The following is a 16,154-nucleotide window of genomic DNA, read 5'->3' on the forward strand; positions in this document are numbered from 1 at the left end:
TATCAGATTTATGATGAATAAGGGAAGAGGGTCAAAATTCCTTCAATGGATAGAGGCAAATATCATTGATGAGGCATTTTGAACATAAAGGTTTTTTTGCCTTACATATATATCTGCCATGCAAAATAAGCCAATGATGAGCGTAAGAGTGAAACTCTGAGGGGATCATCTGATAAAGCTTTTCTTCTACTGCTTCAGGCGTTTTACCTGGTGCCATCCCTGTGCGATTTGCTACTCTAAAAAGATGAGTATCGACAGCGATTGTGGGATGATTAAATGCCGTATTTAAGACAACATTAGCTGTTTTTCGTCCAACGCCTGGTAGGGCTTCTAAGGCTTGCCGATTATGAGGAACATCTCCATTATGCTTATCAATTAAGATTTGGCATACTTTTATAATATTCTTTGCCTTCGTATTATAGAGTCCGATTGTTTTAATATAGTTTTTCAAGGCATCTTCCCCTAATGACAATATTTTTTGAGGAGTATCAGCTTTTAAAAAAAGGTGCTTTGTGGCTTTATTGACACCCTTGTCTGTAGATTGAGCAGATAAAATGACAGCAATCAAAAGAGTAAATGGATTGGTAAAGGATAGTTCACCTTGTGGATGAGGAGTAGCTGCAGAAAAACGCTTGAATATTTCTCGTACATCTTCATTAGATAGTAAGTATTGACGTTTTTTAATTTTTTGAGTTTTTACCAAAATTTTACCCAATCGCTGTTTTATATGAGCTTTATTTATCTATTTAGGCTTTTAGCGTGATTGTGATCTTTGCGCAAGAAAGCTTGAAAAAAATAGGATCTGGCGTTGCTTTTTTTATAGAAGGGCGATATCTAAGATGTAAATCATCGCCAAGGATAGGTATCCAGCGAATATGTCGCATGCGGGCGTGGTGAAATTGGCAGACACGCCAGATTTAGGTTCTGGTGACGAAAGTCGTGGGGGTTCAAGTCCCTCCGCCCGCACCAGTAAATGAGATTAAATATACGTAAGGGATTTCAATGCAAGTAAAAGAAATCAAGTCAAAAGGCTTAAAACACGAATTTCAGGTAACCGTACCTTCCACCTTCATTGAAAAGAAAATGGTGGAACGCCTTGAGTACCATGGTCGATCAATTCGTATCTCTGGGTTTAGACCCGGAAAGATTCCTCTAGATGTCTTAAAGAAAAGATATGGGGCAGCCGTGCGTAACGAAGTGATTGAAGAAGTGATTAAAGAATCTAATCAGAAGGTTATTCAAGAGAAGAATCTTCGACCAGCCTTACAACCTCAGGTTAAGATAAATTCTGAAAAAGAGGGTGCTGACCTTGATTATGTTATGACTTTTGAAGCCTTGCCAGAAATTAAAACGCCGAAATTGGATAAATACTCTTTCGAAAAGCTAGGGGCTTCTGTTGACAAAAAACAAATCGATAAGTCTCTTAAGAATTTGTCTCAAGGCTATAAAGGACGAGAAGACCACAAACCAGATCACAAGGCTTCTAAAGGCGATGTTGTTGTTATCGACTTTGACGGACGTTTAGAGGATGGTAAAAAGATTGAAGGTGGATCAGGAAAAAATGTTGAGCTGGAGTTGGGCTCTAATTCTTTTATCCCAGGATTTGAAGATCAACTCATCGGGTCAAAGGCTGGCGATGACGTCAAAGTAAAAGTCCCTTTCCCAAAGGACTATCATGCTAAAGAGTTAGCAGGTAAATCAGCTGAATTTGCAGTTACTGTAAACAAAGTACAAAAAACAGTTGAGCCAAAGATTGACGACGAATTTGCCAAGAAACTCGGTATAGAAAGTGCTGAAAAACTGGAAAAAATTATTTCAGATAAGCTGAAAGATGAATATGCACGTATGTCTTTCTTGCTTTCAAAAAGAGCAGTACTGGATAAATTAGCTGAAGATAATAAATTTGAAGTTCCTGAAACCTTAGTTGAGAATGAATTTAACGTTATTTGGGAAGAGATTAAAAAAGAACATAAAGCTGAAGAATCTAACCCTAAAAAGAAAAAAACTGAGAAATCTGAAGATTTAGAAGATCCAAAGCTTAAGCAGCAATATAAAGATATAGCAGAGCGTCGCGTACGTTTAGGTCTTCTTCTAGCGGAAATCGGTCGTGAAAATAAGATTGATGTTACTCAAAAGGAACTTGAAAAAGCTATTTTAGAGCAGGCACGTCAATATCCTGGTCAAGAAAAAATGGTTTTTGACTATTTTCGTGAGCATCCTCACGCTTTGGCTTCGTTGAAGGCGCCAATTTTTGAAGATAAAGTGATTGAATTAATTTTGCAGAAAGCAAAAATTAATGAAAAGACGGTAACCTTTGAAGAGCTTGAAAAGGCCGTCATTGAAATTACTCAAGGTGACGATGCAGAATAAAAAAGTATAGAAAACAAAAGGAGAAGGCGCGTGGCTGGCATTAGTGAGATTTATCTAAACACTCTAGTTCCTATGGTTGTGGAGCAAACAAACCGTGGTGAGAGAGCCTACGATATATATTCACGTCTTTTAAAAGAAAGAATCATTTTTCTTGTTGGGCAAGTGACAGACGAAACAGCCAGCCTTGTGTGTGCTCAGTTGCTTTTTCTTGAATCGGAAAATCCTAAAAAGGATATTTTCTTTTATATAAATTCTCCAGGAGGTGCGCTTCATGCGGGGCTTGCGATGTACGATACAATGCAATATATCCGTTGTGATGTGTCTACGATTTGTTTGGGAATGGCTGCTTCTGCGGGGTCTTTGCTTCTTGTAGGAGGTGCGAAAGGGAAGCGGTATTCTTTGCCAAACTCTCGCATAATGATCCATCAACCCTTAGGCGGTGTGCAAGGTCAAGCCACTGATATTGAGATTCATGCAAAAGAAATTATTGATCAAAAGAAGAATTTGAATCGTATCTATGCCGATAAAACCGGACAAACGCTTAATCAAATAGAGAAAGCTATGGAAAGAGATCATTTTTTATCGCCAGACGAAGCAAAAAAATTTGGTTTAATAGATCAAGTTATTCATTTAAGAGCAAAGCCTGAAGATGAAAAAAAGTCTTAATGGGGACTATATAACGTACCGTTAACGTTTTGTATAAGCTTTCAGGATATCTTAATAGAGTGTATGCGATTGAGCTTAAGAAATATAACAAGTTAATAAAGGCGCAGTTAGCAAGGCAGAGGTGTTATGGAAAAAGATAATGAAGACATGAACAACAAAGACATTCTCCATTGTTCCTTCTGTGGAAAAAGTCAACATGAGGTCAGAAAGCTGATTGCTGGCCCAAATGTGTTTATTTGTGATGAATGCGTTGATCTTTGCATCGAGATTATTCGTGAAGAGGGGGGAACGGGCGTTTCTACTCCCGGAGAAGCTATTCCAACTCCAAAAGAAATTTACAATGTTTTAAACGATTATGTTATTGGTCAAGATCACGCAAAGCGTATCCTTTCTGTGGCTGTTTATAACCATTATAAACGTATAGAATCATTGAGTAAAAATGGTGATATTGAAATAGCAAAATCCAATATTCTTTTAGTAGGGCCTACCGGTTGTGGTAAGACTTTGTTGGCACAAACTCTTGCACGTATTTTGGATGTCCCATTTACCATTGCAGATGCTACGACATTAACAGAAGCAGGGTACGTTGGTGAAGATGTTGAAAACATTATTTTAAAGCTGTTACAAGCAGCTGAATATAATGTGGAGCGTGCTCAAAAAGGTATTGTTTATATTGATGAAATCGATAAGATTTCTCGTAAGTCAGACAATCCATCAATTACACGAGATGTTTCTGGTGAAGGTGTTCAACAAGCTTTATTGAAAATTATGGAAGGCACTGTTGCTTCAGTTCCTCCTCAAGGTGGTCGTAAGCATCCCCAACAAGAGTTTCTACAAGTTGATACGACGAATATCTTGTTTATTTGTGGTGGAGCATTTGCTGGTCTTGAGAGAATTATTTCGGCTCGCGGAAAAGGATCTTCCATTGGATTTATGGCCGACGTAAAGGCGCCTGATGATCGTAAAACGGGTGAGCTCTTGCAAAGCATTGAACCAGAAGACTTATTAAAGTTTGGGTTAATCCCTGAATTCGTTGGTCGTTTGCCAGTGTTAGCGACACTTAATGACCTCAGTGAAGATGCTTTGATCGAAATTCTCTTGAAGCCTAAAAATGCAATCACTAAGCAATACCAGAAATTGTTTGAAATTGAAGGGGTATCGTTGGTTTTCAAAGAGGAATCTTTACAAGCAATCGCCAAAAAAGCGATTGTGAGAAATACAGGTGCACGCGGGTTAAGATCTATCCTTGAAGATATTTTATTGGATACTATGTTTGAGCTTCCAAGCTTGAAAAATGTGAAGGAAGTCGTTATTAGTCGAGAGGTCGTTGAAGGCGAAGCGAAACCTTTACTTATATATAGCGAACAAGCTAATGTGAAAGAAAAGGCGAGCAAAGCATAAATTGCTTTAATCGCTTGTAACATTTTTCAAAGGAATGACCTTGAGCAAGATTAAAAAGCAAGCGGAACTTTTATCTTTTCCCGTACTTCCCTTAAGGGACATAGTTGTATTTCCTAACATGATTGTGCCTCTTTTCGTTGGGCGAGAAAAATCTGTTAAAGCGCTTGAAAAAGTTGCTGCGATGAATGAGCAGCATGTTCTTCTTCTGACTCAAAAAGATGCATCTTTAGACAATCCGAGCAAGGACGATCTTTATAGTGTGGGAACAGTCGGTCAAATTCTGCAACTTCTGAAATTACCCGATGGCACAGTAAAAGTTTTAGTTGAAGGTCTGCATAGATCTGCAATTCGCGAATATTCAGAATCAAATGGGTATTTGGAAGCATATGCAGAAGCAGTAAAAGAAACGACTCAAGAAGGGCCTGATTTTGATGCCTTAATAAGGACAACATTATCGCTTTTTGAGCAATATATTAAACTTAACCCAAAAATACCTGCTGATGTCATGAATACTTTGGGGAAAATTGATAATCCAGCCAAACTTTCTGACACACTAGCTTCTCATCTTTCATTGAAAAAGATCATTGATAAACAAAATCTTTTGGAAACCTTTTCAGTTAACAAGCGGTTTGAAAAAATTTGTGACTTTATGGGATCTGAAATTAGTGTGCTTCAAGTTGAAAAGCGCATTAAAAGTCGTGTTAAACGTCAAATGGAAAAATCTCAGAGAGATTACTATTTGAATGAGCAGCTCAAAGCTATTCAAAAAGAACTTTCAGAGATTGAAGATGGACGTGACGAATTAAGCGAAGTTGAAAAGAGAATTGCAAGTTTAAAATTAACCAAAGAAGCGCGCGAAAAAGCAGATTCAGAAGTTAAACGCTTGAGAAGTATGAGTCCTATGGCCTCAGAGGCCACTGTTGTACGCAACTATTTAGATTGGTTGCTTGGGATTCCTTGGAGTTCTCCAAGTAAAATTAAAAAAGATATAGACTTGGCTGAAAAGACACTCAATGAAGATCATTATGGCCTAGAGAAAGTCAAAGAGCGTATTTTAGAGTATTTAGCAGTTCAAAATCGTGTTGGTAAAATTAAGGGGCCTATTATATGCCTCGTAGGCCCTCCTGGTGTCGGTAAAACTTCTTTGGGGCAATCCATAGCAAAAGCAACGGGACGTAATTTTGTTCGTATTTCTTTGGGTGGCGTTAGGGATGAAGCTGAAATCCGTGGACATAGAAGAACTTATATAGGGTCTATGCCTGGAAAAATTATTCAGGGGATGAAAAAGGCTAAAACTTCAAATCCTTTATTTCTTTTGGATGAAATTGATAAGCTTGGCGCTGATTGGCGAGGCGATCCAACTTCTGCTCTTTTAGAAGTGTTGGATCCAGAGCAGAACTTTTCTTTCAATGATCACTATCTTGAAGTGGATTATGATCTTTCTGATGTAATGTTTATTACAACGGCAAATAGCTTAGACATGCCTCAGCCATTACTTGATAGACTCGAGATTATCCGTTTAGCGGGGTATACCGAAGACGAAAAAGTTGAAATTGCTAAACAGCATCTCATTCAGAAACAATTGAAGATTCATGGTCTTAAAAAATCAGAGTGGTCTATAAATACTGAGGCTCTCAGAAAGCTTATTCGCCATTATACTCGCGAAGCTGGTGTGCGTAATTTGGAACGAGAACTTGCCAATTTAATGCGTAAAGTTGTTAAAGACATCGTCTCAAAGAAGAAAAAATCAGTAAGCTTAACACCATCAAACCTTGGAAAATATGCAGGTGTCGAGCGTTTCCAATTTGGAGTATCCGAAGAAAAGAATCTGGTTGGAGTTACGACTGGCTTAGCTTGGACTGAGGTTGGTGGTGAATTGCTCATGATTGAAGCTGTGATGTTGCCTGGTAAAGGAAAAGCGATTGATACCGGTAAGCTCGGAGAAGTGATGAAAGAATCTGTTCAAGCTTCGTGGAGTTTTGTTCGTTCAAGAGCGGCTTCTTTTGGGATTGAACCGCCTATTTTTGAAAATAATGATGTGCATGTGCACGTTCCAGAGGGAGCGACACCTAAGGATGGTCCATCAGCAGGCATTGCGATCTGTACGTCGATGGTTTCTGTCTTAACAGGCATCCCAGTTAAAAATGATGTTGCGATGACAGGAGAAATAACTTTGCGTGGCAGAGTTCTTCCTATTGGAGGTCTGAAAGAGAAACTATTAGCAGCTCTTCGTGGTGGGATCAAAACGGTTCTGATTCCTGAAGGCAATCAAAAGGATTTAGTTGATATTCCAGATAATATTAAAAAGGGGCTCAAAATTCTTCCTGTTAAAACTCTTGAAGAAGTGTTGCATTTTGCTTTGACTAAAAAGCTGAAGCCTATTATTTGGACACCCAAGAAAAAGACTAATTTAAAATCAGGGGACGATAAGTCTCAAGAGGATACTCTCACTGCTCATTGAGTATAGGGGGGCTTGTCAAAAGAACTTCTTTACAAATGAAAAGGGGCCATCATGGCCCCTTAATTTTAAAATCTTATTCTATTGTTTACTTTTTCTTTTCATCTTTACCGATGCGACCAAAGCTTCCAAACACTTGTTCTAAAGCGGATCGTTCAGCTTCAATGTAAGGCGTTTCTCTTTGAACTGGTTCAATCTCACGACCTTTTTCATCGAGATATTTGATTGTTTGAACAAGACCTTCTCTGTCAAAAGTGACCTTGAGGACTTTTTCTTCTAAAATTTTTGGATCAAAAAAAGATACAGTTTCAGTACGTCGATAAATATAAAGCCAAGTATTCTTATCAAATGATTCAATATCTGTGGGACTTCCTAAAACACGAAAAACATCTTCTCTTGTGTGTGCGCCTATCTTGACCTTTTCAACGTTTGCATCATCGATGATTTTTCCACGTTGATCTATGCGTGCGCTGCACGCTGATAAAAAGATACTCACTGAGACAGTGCTTAATATAAGTAATTTTTTTGAAATCATCGAATTCTCCTCATTACCAACTCTTTTGCCGGGTAATAGAGCAAATGTCAAGGAAATGGAATGGAACTGTTTTTAAGGATTAAATTCAGAACGTCGAGGATCATTGCCAAAAGAGTCATATAGTTTTTTGTCCTTTTGACTAACAAGGGGCGCTTCAAGATAAAATAAATGATCCTCCGTATCGTCTAAAATAGTGGCTTTCAGAAAAATGATGAGTTCTGTCACGCTGTGTTCACTAGATTTAGCTTTGAAAAAATTTCCTATGACGGGAAAATCACTCATGAATGGTATGCTTGATTTTTCATTATCGGAGCGTTCTTCCATAAGACCTCCCATCACGACAATTTCTCCTGAATTCATGCTTATTACTGAATCCATTTCTCGAATCTGAACCTGAGGAATAAGTGATTGCTGTTCTTGCTTTGAAACAATCGCCACGGCCGGATCTTCTTTTTCTCCAACTATGCGTGAAATAGTGGGTCTTAGGGTAAGTATGATGCGTCCATTTTCAAGATTGATTGCTGGATGGACAACCATGACAAGACCTATTGGAACAGTCTGAATTTCACTTGATACATGAACATGTTCTCTCTTGTTGTCATACCCAAAGTCACGATCGTAATCGATGCGAAAAAAAACACTGTTCGTCGCTACTTTAAGAATAGCTGATTGATTGTTGAGGACTGTGAGGCGAGGACTTGAAAGAGTGCGAACAGTGCCAAATTTTTCTAAAAAACTCACAATTCCAGTAAGGTGGTGACCACTTCCGCCAAGCGTAAAGACATCTCTTGTTGGAATTTTCTCAGAATTAAATGGACCTGGAGTTATGAGTCGACCGAGGGGAGATTGAATAACAAAGTTACCTTTTAGAGAATTCCAATTAATGCCACTTTTAAATTCTTCTTTGAGATTTATTTCTAATATTTTAGCTTCAATAAGAACTTGTGTTGCAGTGTTTTTTCTGAGTATTTCAAGATATTTTTCAATTTGTTTATGCTGTGTCTCGTTTGCAAAAATAGTTATAAGACCTGCTTGTTTGTGAAGCGTAAATCGTGTTCCGTCCATTTCTTGCAAAGAGGGATCTTGGAAACCTAGAAGCAACTCAAGATTATTATATAATTCCTCCCAGAAATCACTTTCTGAGTCAGCGCTTAGTAAGGTGCTTGATCCATTATCAGAGTCTATGTTGACTCCTTCTGAAACTGCAAATACATCAGTAGCGACAGAAACGCGATTTTGATTCTTACGATGCATAACCATAAATTGAATATTGTAGTTTTTTATATAGGGGGTATCAGGTTCAATATGTAGAATTCCATCTTTATGGCGATATCGAAGATGAGCATCTTGGCAGATTTGTTCTAGAATTTGATTAAAAGGCTTTTGATGTGCATTAACTATCAAACTTCCTTCAATATCTGGTGAAATAATCATATCAGTCCCAGTCTGTTTACTGAGTGTAAGTAAAATTTCCGTGATAGGGATGCTGTTCGTAAATGTCAGACTAATTCTTTGGTCGGACAATCTGACGGGGAGTTCTTGAGCGCTTTTTTTTGTAATTAAGTTTAAGTTTTTTTGATGAGTATCAGAAGAAGATTTTAAGAGTTCTTTATACTCATTTTCCTGCAATTTTGTTACAGAATCATAATGTTGGTAATATTTAATGTTTTCATTACATCCGCACAGAATGAATATACCTAAGGTTATAAAGATAGAGAGCAATGAATTTTTCAAAATAAGTCTATCGACCAAATTCTTAAGCAATTAAAATTTATGATAAATTTAATGTAATGACAATTTATGTTTTTTGTCAAATTGGAATTTTTATAAAATCCTCTTCGCTTGAACAGGATCTTTTCTATCGAGATCAGACATTTAGAGTTTAGAAACGTCGTGAGAAGGTTTGCTAAAATGCGGAAATTAGTCTAATTTAAGCCTTTGTAATGAAAGATTGAAGTAGACGATGACATCTTTAGAAGGTCCCTATATCAAAGCTCAAAGTGGACAAACAAAACAAGTGATTCTCTTGCTACACGGCTATGGAGCTGATGGGAATGATTTGATAAGTTTAGGAGAAACCTTGAAAATGGTTTTTTCTGACGCGGATTTTATAGCGCCTCATGCACCCTTTATGTGCCAAGTCAATCCCTTTGGGCGTGAATGGTTTGATTTAAGAGATTGGGAAGCCAGTCTATTTGAAGATCAGGAATATCTATTGCAGATGTTTGATCGTACTAAAAGCGCTCGATCAATTTTAAATCAATTTATCGACGAAGTTTTAGCGGAAAATAACTTACAAGAATCCAATTTGGCTTATCTTGGATTTTCACAAGGATCAATGATGGCACTTGCGACAGCTTTAAATCGTACGAATCCTTGTGCTGGCGTGTTAAGTTATTCAGGTGGTTTTGTATGCCGTGATAAATCTTACGTTAAATCACGCCCTCCAATCTACCTTGTTCATGGTGAAGACGATGAAGTGATCCAATATCAAGCTATGGAAAAAACTGCTCAATTTCTTCAATCGGTTTCTATTCATCCACAGACTTTGCTCTGTGAGCATACACCGCACAGTATCAGTCAAGAAGGCCTCGAAGCTGGCGCTCGATTTTTAAAGGCTTGTTTTGCACAAGCATCTTAAAAACTTTCATGTTAACTTTTTGACAAAGATTTGTTGATACAAAGAAGAAAAACCACAGTGAAGGAATAAAAAATGAAAAGGGCAAAAATAGGTTTAGTTGGTTCTGGTAATATCGGTGGAACATTAGCTCATCTGATAGGTCTTAAAGAACTTGGTGATGTGGTTCTTTTGGATATTATGGAAGGCGTGCCTCAGGGGAAAGCTCTTGATATAGCTGAATCTTCAACAATCGAGGATTTTGATTCTAACATTTCAGGGGGGCAAGATTATGCTCTTCTTAAAGACGCTGATGTCGTTATTGTAACTGCTGGTCTACCCAGAAAACCTGGGATGAGTCGCGATGACTTACTTGATATTAATGCAAAAATTATCCAAGAAGTTGGTCAAAATCTTAAGAAACACTGTCCTCAAGCTTTTGTTATCGTGATTACCAATCCACTTGATGCCATGGTGTGGGTGATGCGAGAAGCTACAGGTTTTTCAACCAACAAAGTTGTGGGTATGGCTGGCGTTCTTGATTCGTCTCGTTTTCGTTATTTTTTAAGTCAAAGGCTCAATGTTTCTGTAGAAGATGTAACGGCAATGGTGATGGGGGGGCATGGAGATACTATGGTGCCTATGGTTCGTTTTTCGACAGTGGCTGGTATTCCTTTGCCTGAAATTGTTGAGATGGGATGGCTTTCTCAGAATGAACTTGATGAGATGGTACAAAGAACCAGAAATGGTGGTAGTGAAATTGTTAATCTTCTAAAGACAGGATCAGCATTTTATGCGCCAGCTGCCTCAGCTGTGGCAATGGCAGAATCCTATCTTAAGGATAAAAAGCGTATTTTCCCATGTGCTGCATGGCTCAATGGAGAATATGGAGTGAAAGATCTTTATGTAGGTGTGCCTGTTATTATTGGGGCGTCTGGTGTAGAAAAAATCATTGAACTGCGCTTGACTGTAGAAGAAAAAGCGATGTTTACGCATTCTGTCGAAGAGGTTCAAAATCTGATTGGGATTCTGAAATCAAAATCTTCAGGGGCGTCAGCTGCAGCTTCTTAAGAAGAAAGGATTTTTCAACAATTTGATAAAGTGTTAAATTGTATATTAATATTCTGCAAATTATGTTGTGAAAAGATGTAAGAAAAATGAAGATACATGAATACCAAGCAAAAAAACTTTTAAGTGGATTTGGCGTTGCAATCGCCAAGGGTGCCATTGCTTATACGCCTAAAGAAGCTAGAACTGTAGCTAATGATTTAGGATCTTCACCGTGGGTGGTTAAAGCTCAAATTCATGCTGGTGGTCGAGGCAAAGGAGGAGGAATTAAACTTTCCAAAACCCTTGAAGAAGTTGAAAACTATACGGCCGCAATGATTGAAAATAAACTTGTTACACCTCAGACAGGTCCGGAAGGACAAATTGTTCGCCGTGTATATATTGAAAAAGGGTGTAATATCAAACAAGAACTTTATCTGTCATTGCTTGTGGATCGTAAGACTGGACGAGTTATGGTCATTGCGTCAGCAGCAGGGGGGATGGACATTGAAGCTGTTGCAGATAAAACTCCTGAAAAAATAATTAAAAGAACTGTTGATCCACTTGTTGGTTTTCAACCTTATTTAGCGCGCGAAATATCATTTGCAATTGGGTTGAAAGGGGGAGAAGCACTCAAAGTTGCTGCTTTGATTTCGTCAACGTACAAGGCGTTTGTTCATTATGATGCTAGCTTAATTGAAATTAATCCTCTTGTGGTCACCAATGAAGGTGATGCTCTGGCTCTAGATGCAAAAATGACATTTGATGATAATGGTCTTTTTAGACATCCTGAGATTGAAGAGTTGCGCGATGTGCAAGAGGAAGACCCAGCAGAGCTTGAAGCAGCACGTCATTCACTTAGCTATATCAAACTGGATGGAAATATTGGTTGCTTAGTTAATGGTGCAGGATTAGCTATGGCGACGATGGATGCTATAAAATTATATGGTGGAGAACCAGCGAATTTTCTCGATGTAGGCGGCGGTGCTCCCCGTGAACGTGTGACAACAGCTTTTAAGCTTATTCTTTCTGATAAGAATGTAGAAGGAATTTTGGTCAATATTTTCGGAGGTATTATGCGCTGCGATATCATCGCAGAAGGAATTGTAGCAGCTGCAAAAGATGTGGGAATTCATGCTCCATTAGTTGTACGTCTCGAAGGCACTAATGTTGATTCTGGAAAAAAGATCTTAGCAAATTCAGGTCTTGCGATCATATCAGCAGATAATTTAGGAGATGCTGCTGAAAAAATAGTTAAAGCTGTAAAGGAGGCCGCGTAATGGCCGTAATGATTGATTCAAATACTAAAGTAATTTGCCAAGGATTTACGGGTGCACAGGGGACTTTTCACTCTGAACAGGCTATTGCCTATGGAACAAAGATGGTGGGGGGAGTTACGCCTGGAAAAGGAGGCTCAAATCATCTTAATTTACCAGTTTTTGATACAGTTGCTGAAGCAGTGAAAGAGACTGGTGCAAATGCAACGGTCATATATGTTCCTCCAAGCTTTGCAGCAGATGCTATTCTTGAAGCAGTTTATGCTGAAATTCCGCTTATTGTTTGTATCACAGAAGGAATACCAGTTGTTGACATGATCCACGTTAAGCGTGTTCTAGAGTTCAGCAAATCAAAGCTCATAGGTCCGAATTGTCCGGGTGTAATTACGCCTGGTCAGTGTAAAATTGGTATTATGCCTGGTCATATTCATCGTCCTGGTAGCATTGGTATTGTTTCTCGTTCAGGGACGCTAACTTATGAAGCTGTATGGCAAACTACTCAGGTAGGGCTGGGACAATCTACCTGTATTGGAATTGGTGGAGATCCAATTCCTGGGACTAATTTTATTGATTGCCTAGATCTTTTTATGCATGATCCGGAAACTCAAGGGATTATTATGATTGGCGAGATTGGGGGCACAGCTGAAGAAGAAGCAGCTGAATTTATTCAATCTCATAAGGTTAAGAAACCTATTGTGAGTTTTATCGCTGGTACAACTGCACCGCCGGGTAGGCGTATGGGGCATGCAGGTGCCATTATTTCGGGTAGTGAAGGTACTGCTGCCAGTAAAATGAAGGCCCTTGAAAAGGCAGGCGTAGTCGTTGCGCGGTCGCCTGCTGAGATAGGTGTGACAATGCATACTGTAATGAAAAAAGCTTCGTAAAAGTATTAAAGAGCTCAAGAATCATATGAAGAAGAACGAGTTGTTATCATCGATTTATACAGGCAACGCTGCAATCTATTTAGAAAGTATGTTCGCTGCTTATTTGCGCGATAAGGATAGCATTGATTCTACCTGGCGTGAGTTTTTTGAAGGGCTTGGGGATAATCCAGAAGGTCTTCTAAAAGACATTTTAGGCGCAAGTTGGTCTCCCCGTAAATTTGAACGTAGTGATGAAGAACCAAAAAAAGAGACGAAAGATCTTCCTAAAACAACAATGGAAAAGCGAGTTGTTTCTGAAGATGTATTGCAAAAAACTATAAAGGCGCTTGAATTTATCCAAGCTTATCGTGCCCGTGGACATCTTAACGCAATCTTGGATCCATTAGAGCTTACTCAGCCGATTGCTCATCCTGAATTGAATCCAAAATATTTTGGATTTAGCGAAGAAGAATATGACATACCCATAACCATAGGGGGGATTTTTGGACGAGAGAAAGCTTCTATTCGAGAGCTGGAGACCACGCTTAAGACGATCTATTCAGGTACAATTGGTTTTGAGTATACCTACATTTTAAATGTTCAAGAACGTGAATGGCTTCAAAACAGGATTGAACGGATCCGTACACAATTTAGTATTGATCAGAAAACAAAAATTCTTAAAAATCTAATTAGCGCTGAGTCTTTTGAAAGGTTTCTGCAAGTAAAATTTACAGGAGCAAAACGTTTTGGATTAGAGGGTGGTGAAACCCTTATGCCTGGACTTGAATCGATTCTCCAAACATTATCTAAAGATGGTACTCAAGATGTTTTTATTGGTATGGCGCATCGAGGACGTCTGAACGTTATTGTAAACTTGATTGGTTGGGAGCCACGTTCAATTTTAGCTGAATTCCAGGGTCAACATGGTGAACCAAATTCAGTCTCTGGCTCAGGCGACGTAAAATATCATCTTGGTGTTTCAAAAGAACGAGAGGTTGATGGACACAAGATGCATCTCGCCTTATTGCCTAATCCTTCTCATCTTGAATTTATTAATCCTGTCGTTATGGGAAAAGTGCGAGGTCTTCAGACAATCACAAACGATGCGAGCAGATCTAAGACTCAAGGGGTTTTAATCCATGGAGATGCGGCATTTGCAGGACAAGGAATCGTAGCGGAAACTTTGCTTTTATCGCAACTTGAAGGATACACGACGGGTGGAACAATTCACATTATTATAAATAATCAGATTGGATTTACTGCATCTCCCAATGAAACGAAATCATCTGTTTATTGTTCTGATCTTGCTAAAATGATAGATGTACCTGTTTTTCATGTTAATGGAGATGATCCAGAAGCAGTTGTTTGGGTGTCTCAATTAGCAGCGGAGTATCGCCAAACTTTTAAAAAAGATGTATTTATTGATTTAATTTGTTATCGACGTTTTGGTCATAATGAAATGGACGAACCATCTTTTACTCAGCCCTTAATGTATTCTGTTATTCGTCAACGTCCTTCTATTCGTGAACGTTATCAATCCAAGCTTAAGGAAGAGGGGAGTTATAATGAAGCTGAGATCACAGCTTTTGTCACTGAATACGAAAGCTTTTTGCAAAGCGAGTTTGAAGCAGCAAAAACTTTCCATTCTGAGCCTTTGTGGTTAAAAGGTTCATGGCAAAATATTCAAGGACACGTTGATCTCTTTGAAAAAATTGAGACGGGAGTAGAAAAATCTCATCTTGAAAAGATTAGTAGACAACTTTCTTTAGCGCCAGAAGATTTTAATTTAAACCCAAAGCTCAATAAACTTTTAAAAGATAGAATGCAAATGTTTGAAACCGGTGAAGGGATCGATTGGTCGATGGGAGAAGCGCTAGCTTTCGGCACTCTCTTAACAGAAGGTAGAAATGTAAGATTATCTGGACAGGATTCTGCGCGAGGCACTTTTACACAAAGACACGCGGTTTACAGTGATCAAACAACTAAAAAAAATTACGCGCATCTCAATCATATTCAGGAAAATCAGGGAATCTTTGAGGTTATAAACAGCCCGCTCTCTGAATCAGGCGTGATGGGTTTTGAGCTCGGATATTCTTACGCTGACCCTATGTCTTTAGTTCTTTGGGAAGGACAATTTGGTGATTTTGCAAATGGTGCCCAAGTCATTATCGACCAATTTTTATCGGCAGGCCAGGCAAAATGGTTGAGATTGTCCGGACTAGTGTTGTTGCTGCCTCATAGTTATGATGGACAAGGACCAGAACATACATCTGCTAGACTCGAGCGCTATCTTCAGCTTTGTGCTGAACACAACATGATCGTTGCAAATTGTTCTACACCCGCTAACTATTTTCATCTTTTGCGTCGACAAATTCATGGCAAAACACGGCGTCCTCTTATCATTATGACACCTAAAGCTTTATTGCGACATCCAAAGGCTGTTTCAAAAATAAATGATATGGGACAAGGAACTGTTTTCCAAGAAGTGATCCCGGATCTATATGACAAGCTTTTTAAAGAGAGTAAAATCAAACGTGTTATTCTCTGCAGTGGCAAAGTCTATTACGATCTTCTGGAGGAAAGAGAAAAGAGAAATATTAATAATATAGCTTTAATTCGTCTTGAGCAGTTCTATCCTTTTCCTGAAGAACATTTAATTAAAATTCTCACAAGCTATACTTCTGCTGAACTAATTTGGTGCCAAGAAGAACCTCGCAATATGGGGGCTTGGCATTTTCTTGATCGTAGATTAGAAGCTGTCTTAGAGAAGGTAAAAATGAATTCGAAACGACCAATCTATGTTGGCAGACCTGATTCAGCATCTCCAGCAACAGGTTATTCTGATTGGCATAATCGAGAACAGAAAAAGTTGATTAACGAGGCATTAAGTTTATAAAATTGAGTGGTGCGAGGTAAAATA

The 16,154-nt window shown here is 38.6% G+C and carries 12 protein-coding genes and 1 tRNA gene; 10 read left to right on the top strand and 3 right to left on the bottom strand.

Features of this window, described 5'->3' with window-relative positions; genetic code table 11:
• Positions 1–31: 31 nt before the first annotated feature.
• Entirely contained in the window at positions 32–703 is a 672-nt protein-coding gene (gene nth, locus GQ61_RS00390) for an endonuclease III (protein ID WP_085785029.1), read from the bottom strand.
• Positions 704–884: 181 nt separating this feature from the next.
• On the opposite strand from nth, the gene GQ61_RS00395 reads away from it, so the two are divergent.
• The 5 genes from GQ61_RS00395 (at position 885) to lon (ending at position 6,898) form a co-directional block, all read left to right on the top strand.
• Positions 885–969, top strand: a tRNA-Leu gene (locus GQ61_RS00395).
• A 33-nt stretch (positions 970–1,002) separates the two neighbouring features.
• Positions 1,003–2,370: a trigger factor gene (gene tig, locus GQ61_RS00400; RefSeq protein ID WP_085783412.1), complete on the top strand. Its 1,368-nt coding sequence runs from the start codon at positions 1,003–1,005 to the stop codon at positions 2,368–2,370.
• A 30-nt stretch (positions 2,371–2,400) separates the two neighbouring features.
• Positions 2,401–3,036, top strand: a complete 636-nt coding sequence (gene clpP / locus GQ61_RS00405; RefSeq protein ID WP_320408932.1) for an ATP-dependent Clp endopeptidase proteolytic subunit ClpP — start codon at positions 2,401–2,403, stop codon at positions 3,034–3,036.
• A 147-nt stretch (positions 3,037–3,183) separates the two neighbouring features.
• Positions 3,184–4,437: an ATP-dependent Clp protease ATP-binding subunit ClpX gene (clpX, locus tag GQ61_RS00410; RefSeq protein WP_408606988.1), complete on the top strand. Its 1,254-nt coding sequence runs from the start codon at positions 3,184–3,186 to the stop codon at positions 4,435–4,437.
• A 34-nt stretch (positions 4,438–4,471) separates the two neighbouring features.
• Positions 4,472–6,898, top strand: coding sequence for an endopeptidase La (lon, locus tag GQ61_RS00415; protein ID WP_085783414.1), 2,427 nt, complete (start codon positions 4,472–4,474; stop codon positions 6,896–6,898).
• A gap of 85 nt (positions 6,899–6,983) precedes the next feature.
• Here lon and GQ61_RS00420 read toward each other — a convergent pair whose 3' ends face one another.
• Complete coding sequence (locus GQ61_RS00420; RefSeq protein ID WP_085783415.1) at positions 6,984–7,430, bottom strand: outer membrane protein assembly factor BamE; 447 nt, start codon at positions 7,428–7,430, stop codon at positions 6,984–6,986.
• Positions 7,431–7,502: 72 nt separating this feature from the next.
• Entirely contained in the window at positions 7,503–9,194 is a 1,692-nt protein-coding gene (locus GQ61_RS00425) for a type II secretion system protein GspD (protein ID WP_157111091.1), read from the bottom strand.
• A 199-nt stretch (positions 9,195–9,393) separates the two neighbouring features.
• Here GQ61_RS00425 and GQ61_RS00430 point away from each other — a divergent pair, with 199 nt between their 5' ends.
• The 5 genes from GQ61_RS00430 to GQ61_RS00450 all read left to right on the top strand — a co-directional run bounded on the left by GQ61_RS00430 (position 9,394) and on the right by GQ61_RS00450 (position 16,130).
• Positions 9,394–10,071, top strand: a complete 678-nt coding sequence (locus tag GQ61_RS00430; protein WP_085783417.1) for an alpha/beta hydrolase — start codon at positions 9,394–9,396, stop codon at positions 10,069–10,071.
• A 72-nt stretch (positions 10,072–10,143) separates the two neighbouring features.
• Complete coding sequence (gene mdh / locus GQ61_RS00435) at positions 10,144–11,118, top strand: malate dehydrogenase (protein WP_085783418.1); 975 nt, start codon at positions 10,144–10,146, stop codon at positions 11,116–11,118.
• 86 nt (positions 11,119–11,204) lie between these two features.
• Positions 11,205–12,374, top strand: coding sequence for an ADP-forming succinate--CoA ligase subunit beta (sucC, locus tag GQ61_RS00440; RefSeq protein ID WP_085783419.1), 1,170 nt, complete (start codon positions 11,205–11,207; stop codon positions 12,372–12,374).
• Complete coding sequence (gene sucD / locus GQ61_RS00445; RefSeq protein ID WP_085783420.1) at positions 12,374–13,255, top strand: succinate--CoA ligase subunit alpha; 882 nt, start codon at positions 12,374–12,376, stop codon at positions 13,253–13,255. Before sucC ends, sucD begins: the two co-directional genes overlap by 1 nt.
• 25 nt (positions 13,256–13,280) lie before the next feature.
• The gene (locus GQ61_RS00450; protein WP_085783421.1) at positions 13,281–16,130 is read left to right on the top strand and encodes a 2-oxoglutarate dehydrogenase E1 component; all 2,850 of its coding nucleotides are present in this window, start codon (positions 13,281–13,283) and stop codon (positions 16,128–16,130) included.
• Positions 16,131–16,154 lie beyond the last annotated feature (24 nt).

Source organism: Candidatus Nucleicultrix amoebiphila FS5 (genome assembly GCF_002117145.1).
Classification (GTDB): domain Bacteria; phylum Pseudomonadota; class Alphaproteobacteria; order Caedimonadales; family Nucleicultricaceae; genus Nucleicultrix; species Nucleicultrix amoebiphila.

Coding starts and splice junctions, on each gene's coding strand:
- tig (WP_085783412.1), top strand. CDS start 1,003: ATGCAAGTAAAAGAAATCAAGTCAAAAGGCTTAAAACACGAATTTCAG.
- clpX (WP_408606988.1), top strand. CDS start 3,184: ATGAACAACAAAGACATTCTCCATTGTTCCTTCTGTGGAAAAAGTCAA.
- lon (WP_085783414.1), top strand. CDS start 4,472: ATGACCTTGAGCAAGATTAAAAAGCAAGCGGAACTTTTATCTTTTCCC.
- GQ61_RS00420 (WP_085783415.1), bottom strand. CDS start 7,430: ATGATTTCAAAAAAATTACTTATATTAAGCACTGTCTCAGTGAGTATC.
- GQ61_RS00430 (WP_085783417.1), top strand. CDS start 9,394: ATGACATCTTTAGAAGGTCCCTATATCAAAGCTCAAAGTGGACAAACA.
- mdh (WP_085783418.1), top strand. CDS start 10,144: ATGAAAAGGGCAAAAATAGGTTTAGTTGGTTCTGGTAATATCGGTGGA.
- sucC (WP_085783419.1), top strand. CDS start 11,205: ATGAAGATACATGAATACCAAGCAAAAAAACTTTTAAGTGGATTTGGC.
- sucD (WP_085783420.1), top strand. CDS start 12,374: ATGGCCGTAATGATTGATTCAAATACTAAAGTAATTTGCCAAGGATTT.
- GQ61_RS00450 (WP_085783421.1), top strand. CDS start 13,281: ATGAAGAAGAACGAGTTGTTATCATCGATTTATACAGGCAACGCTGCA.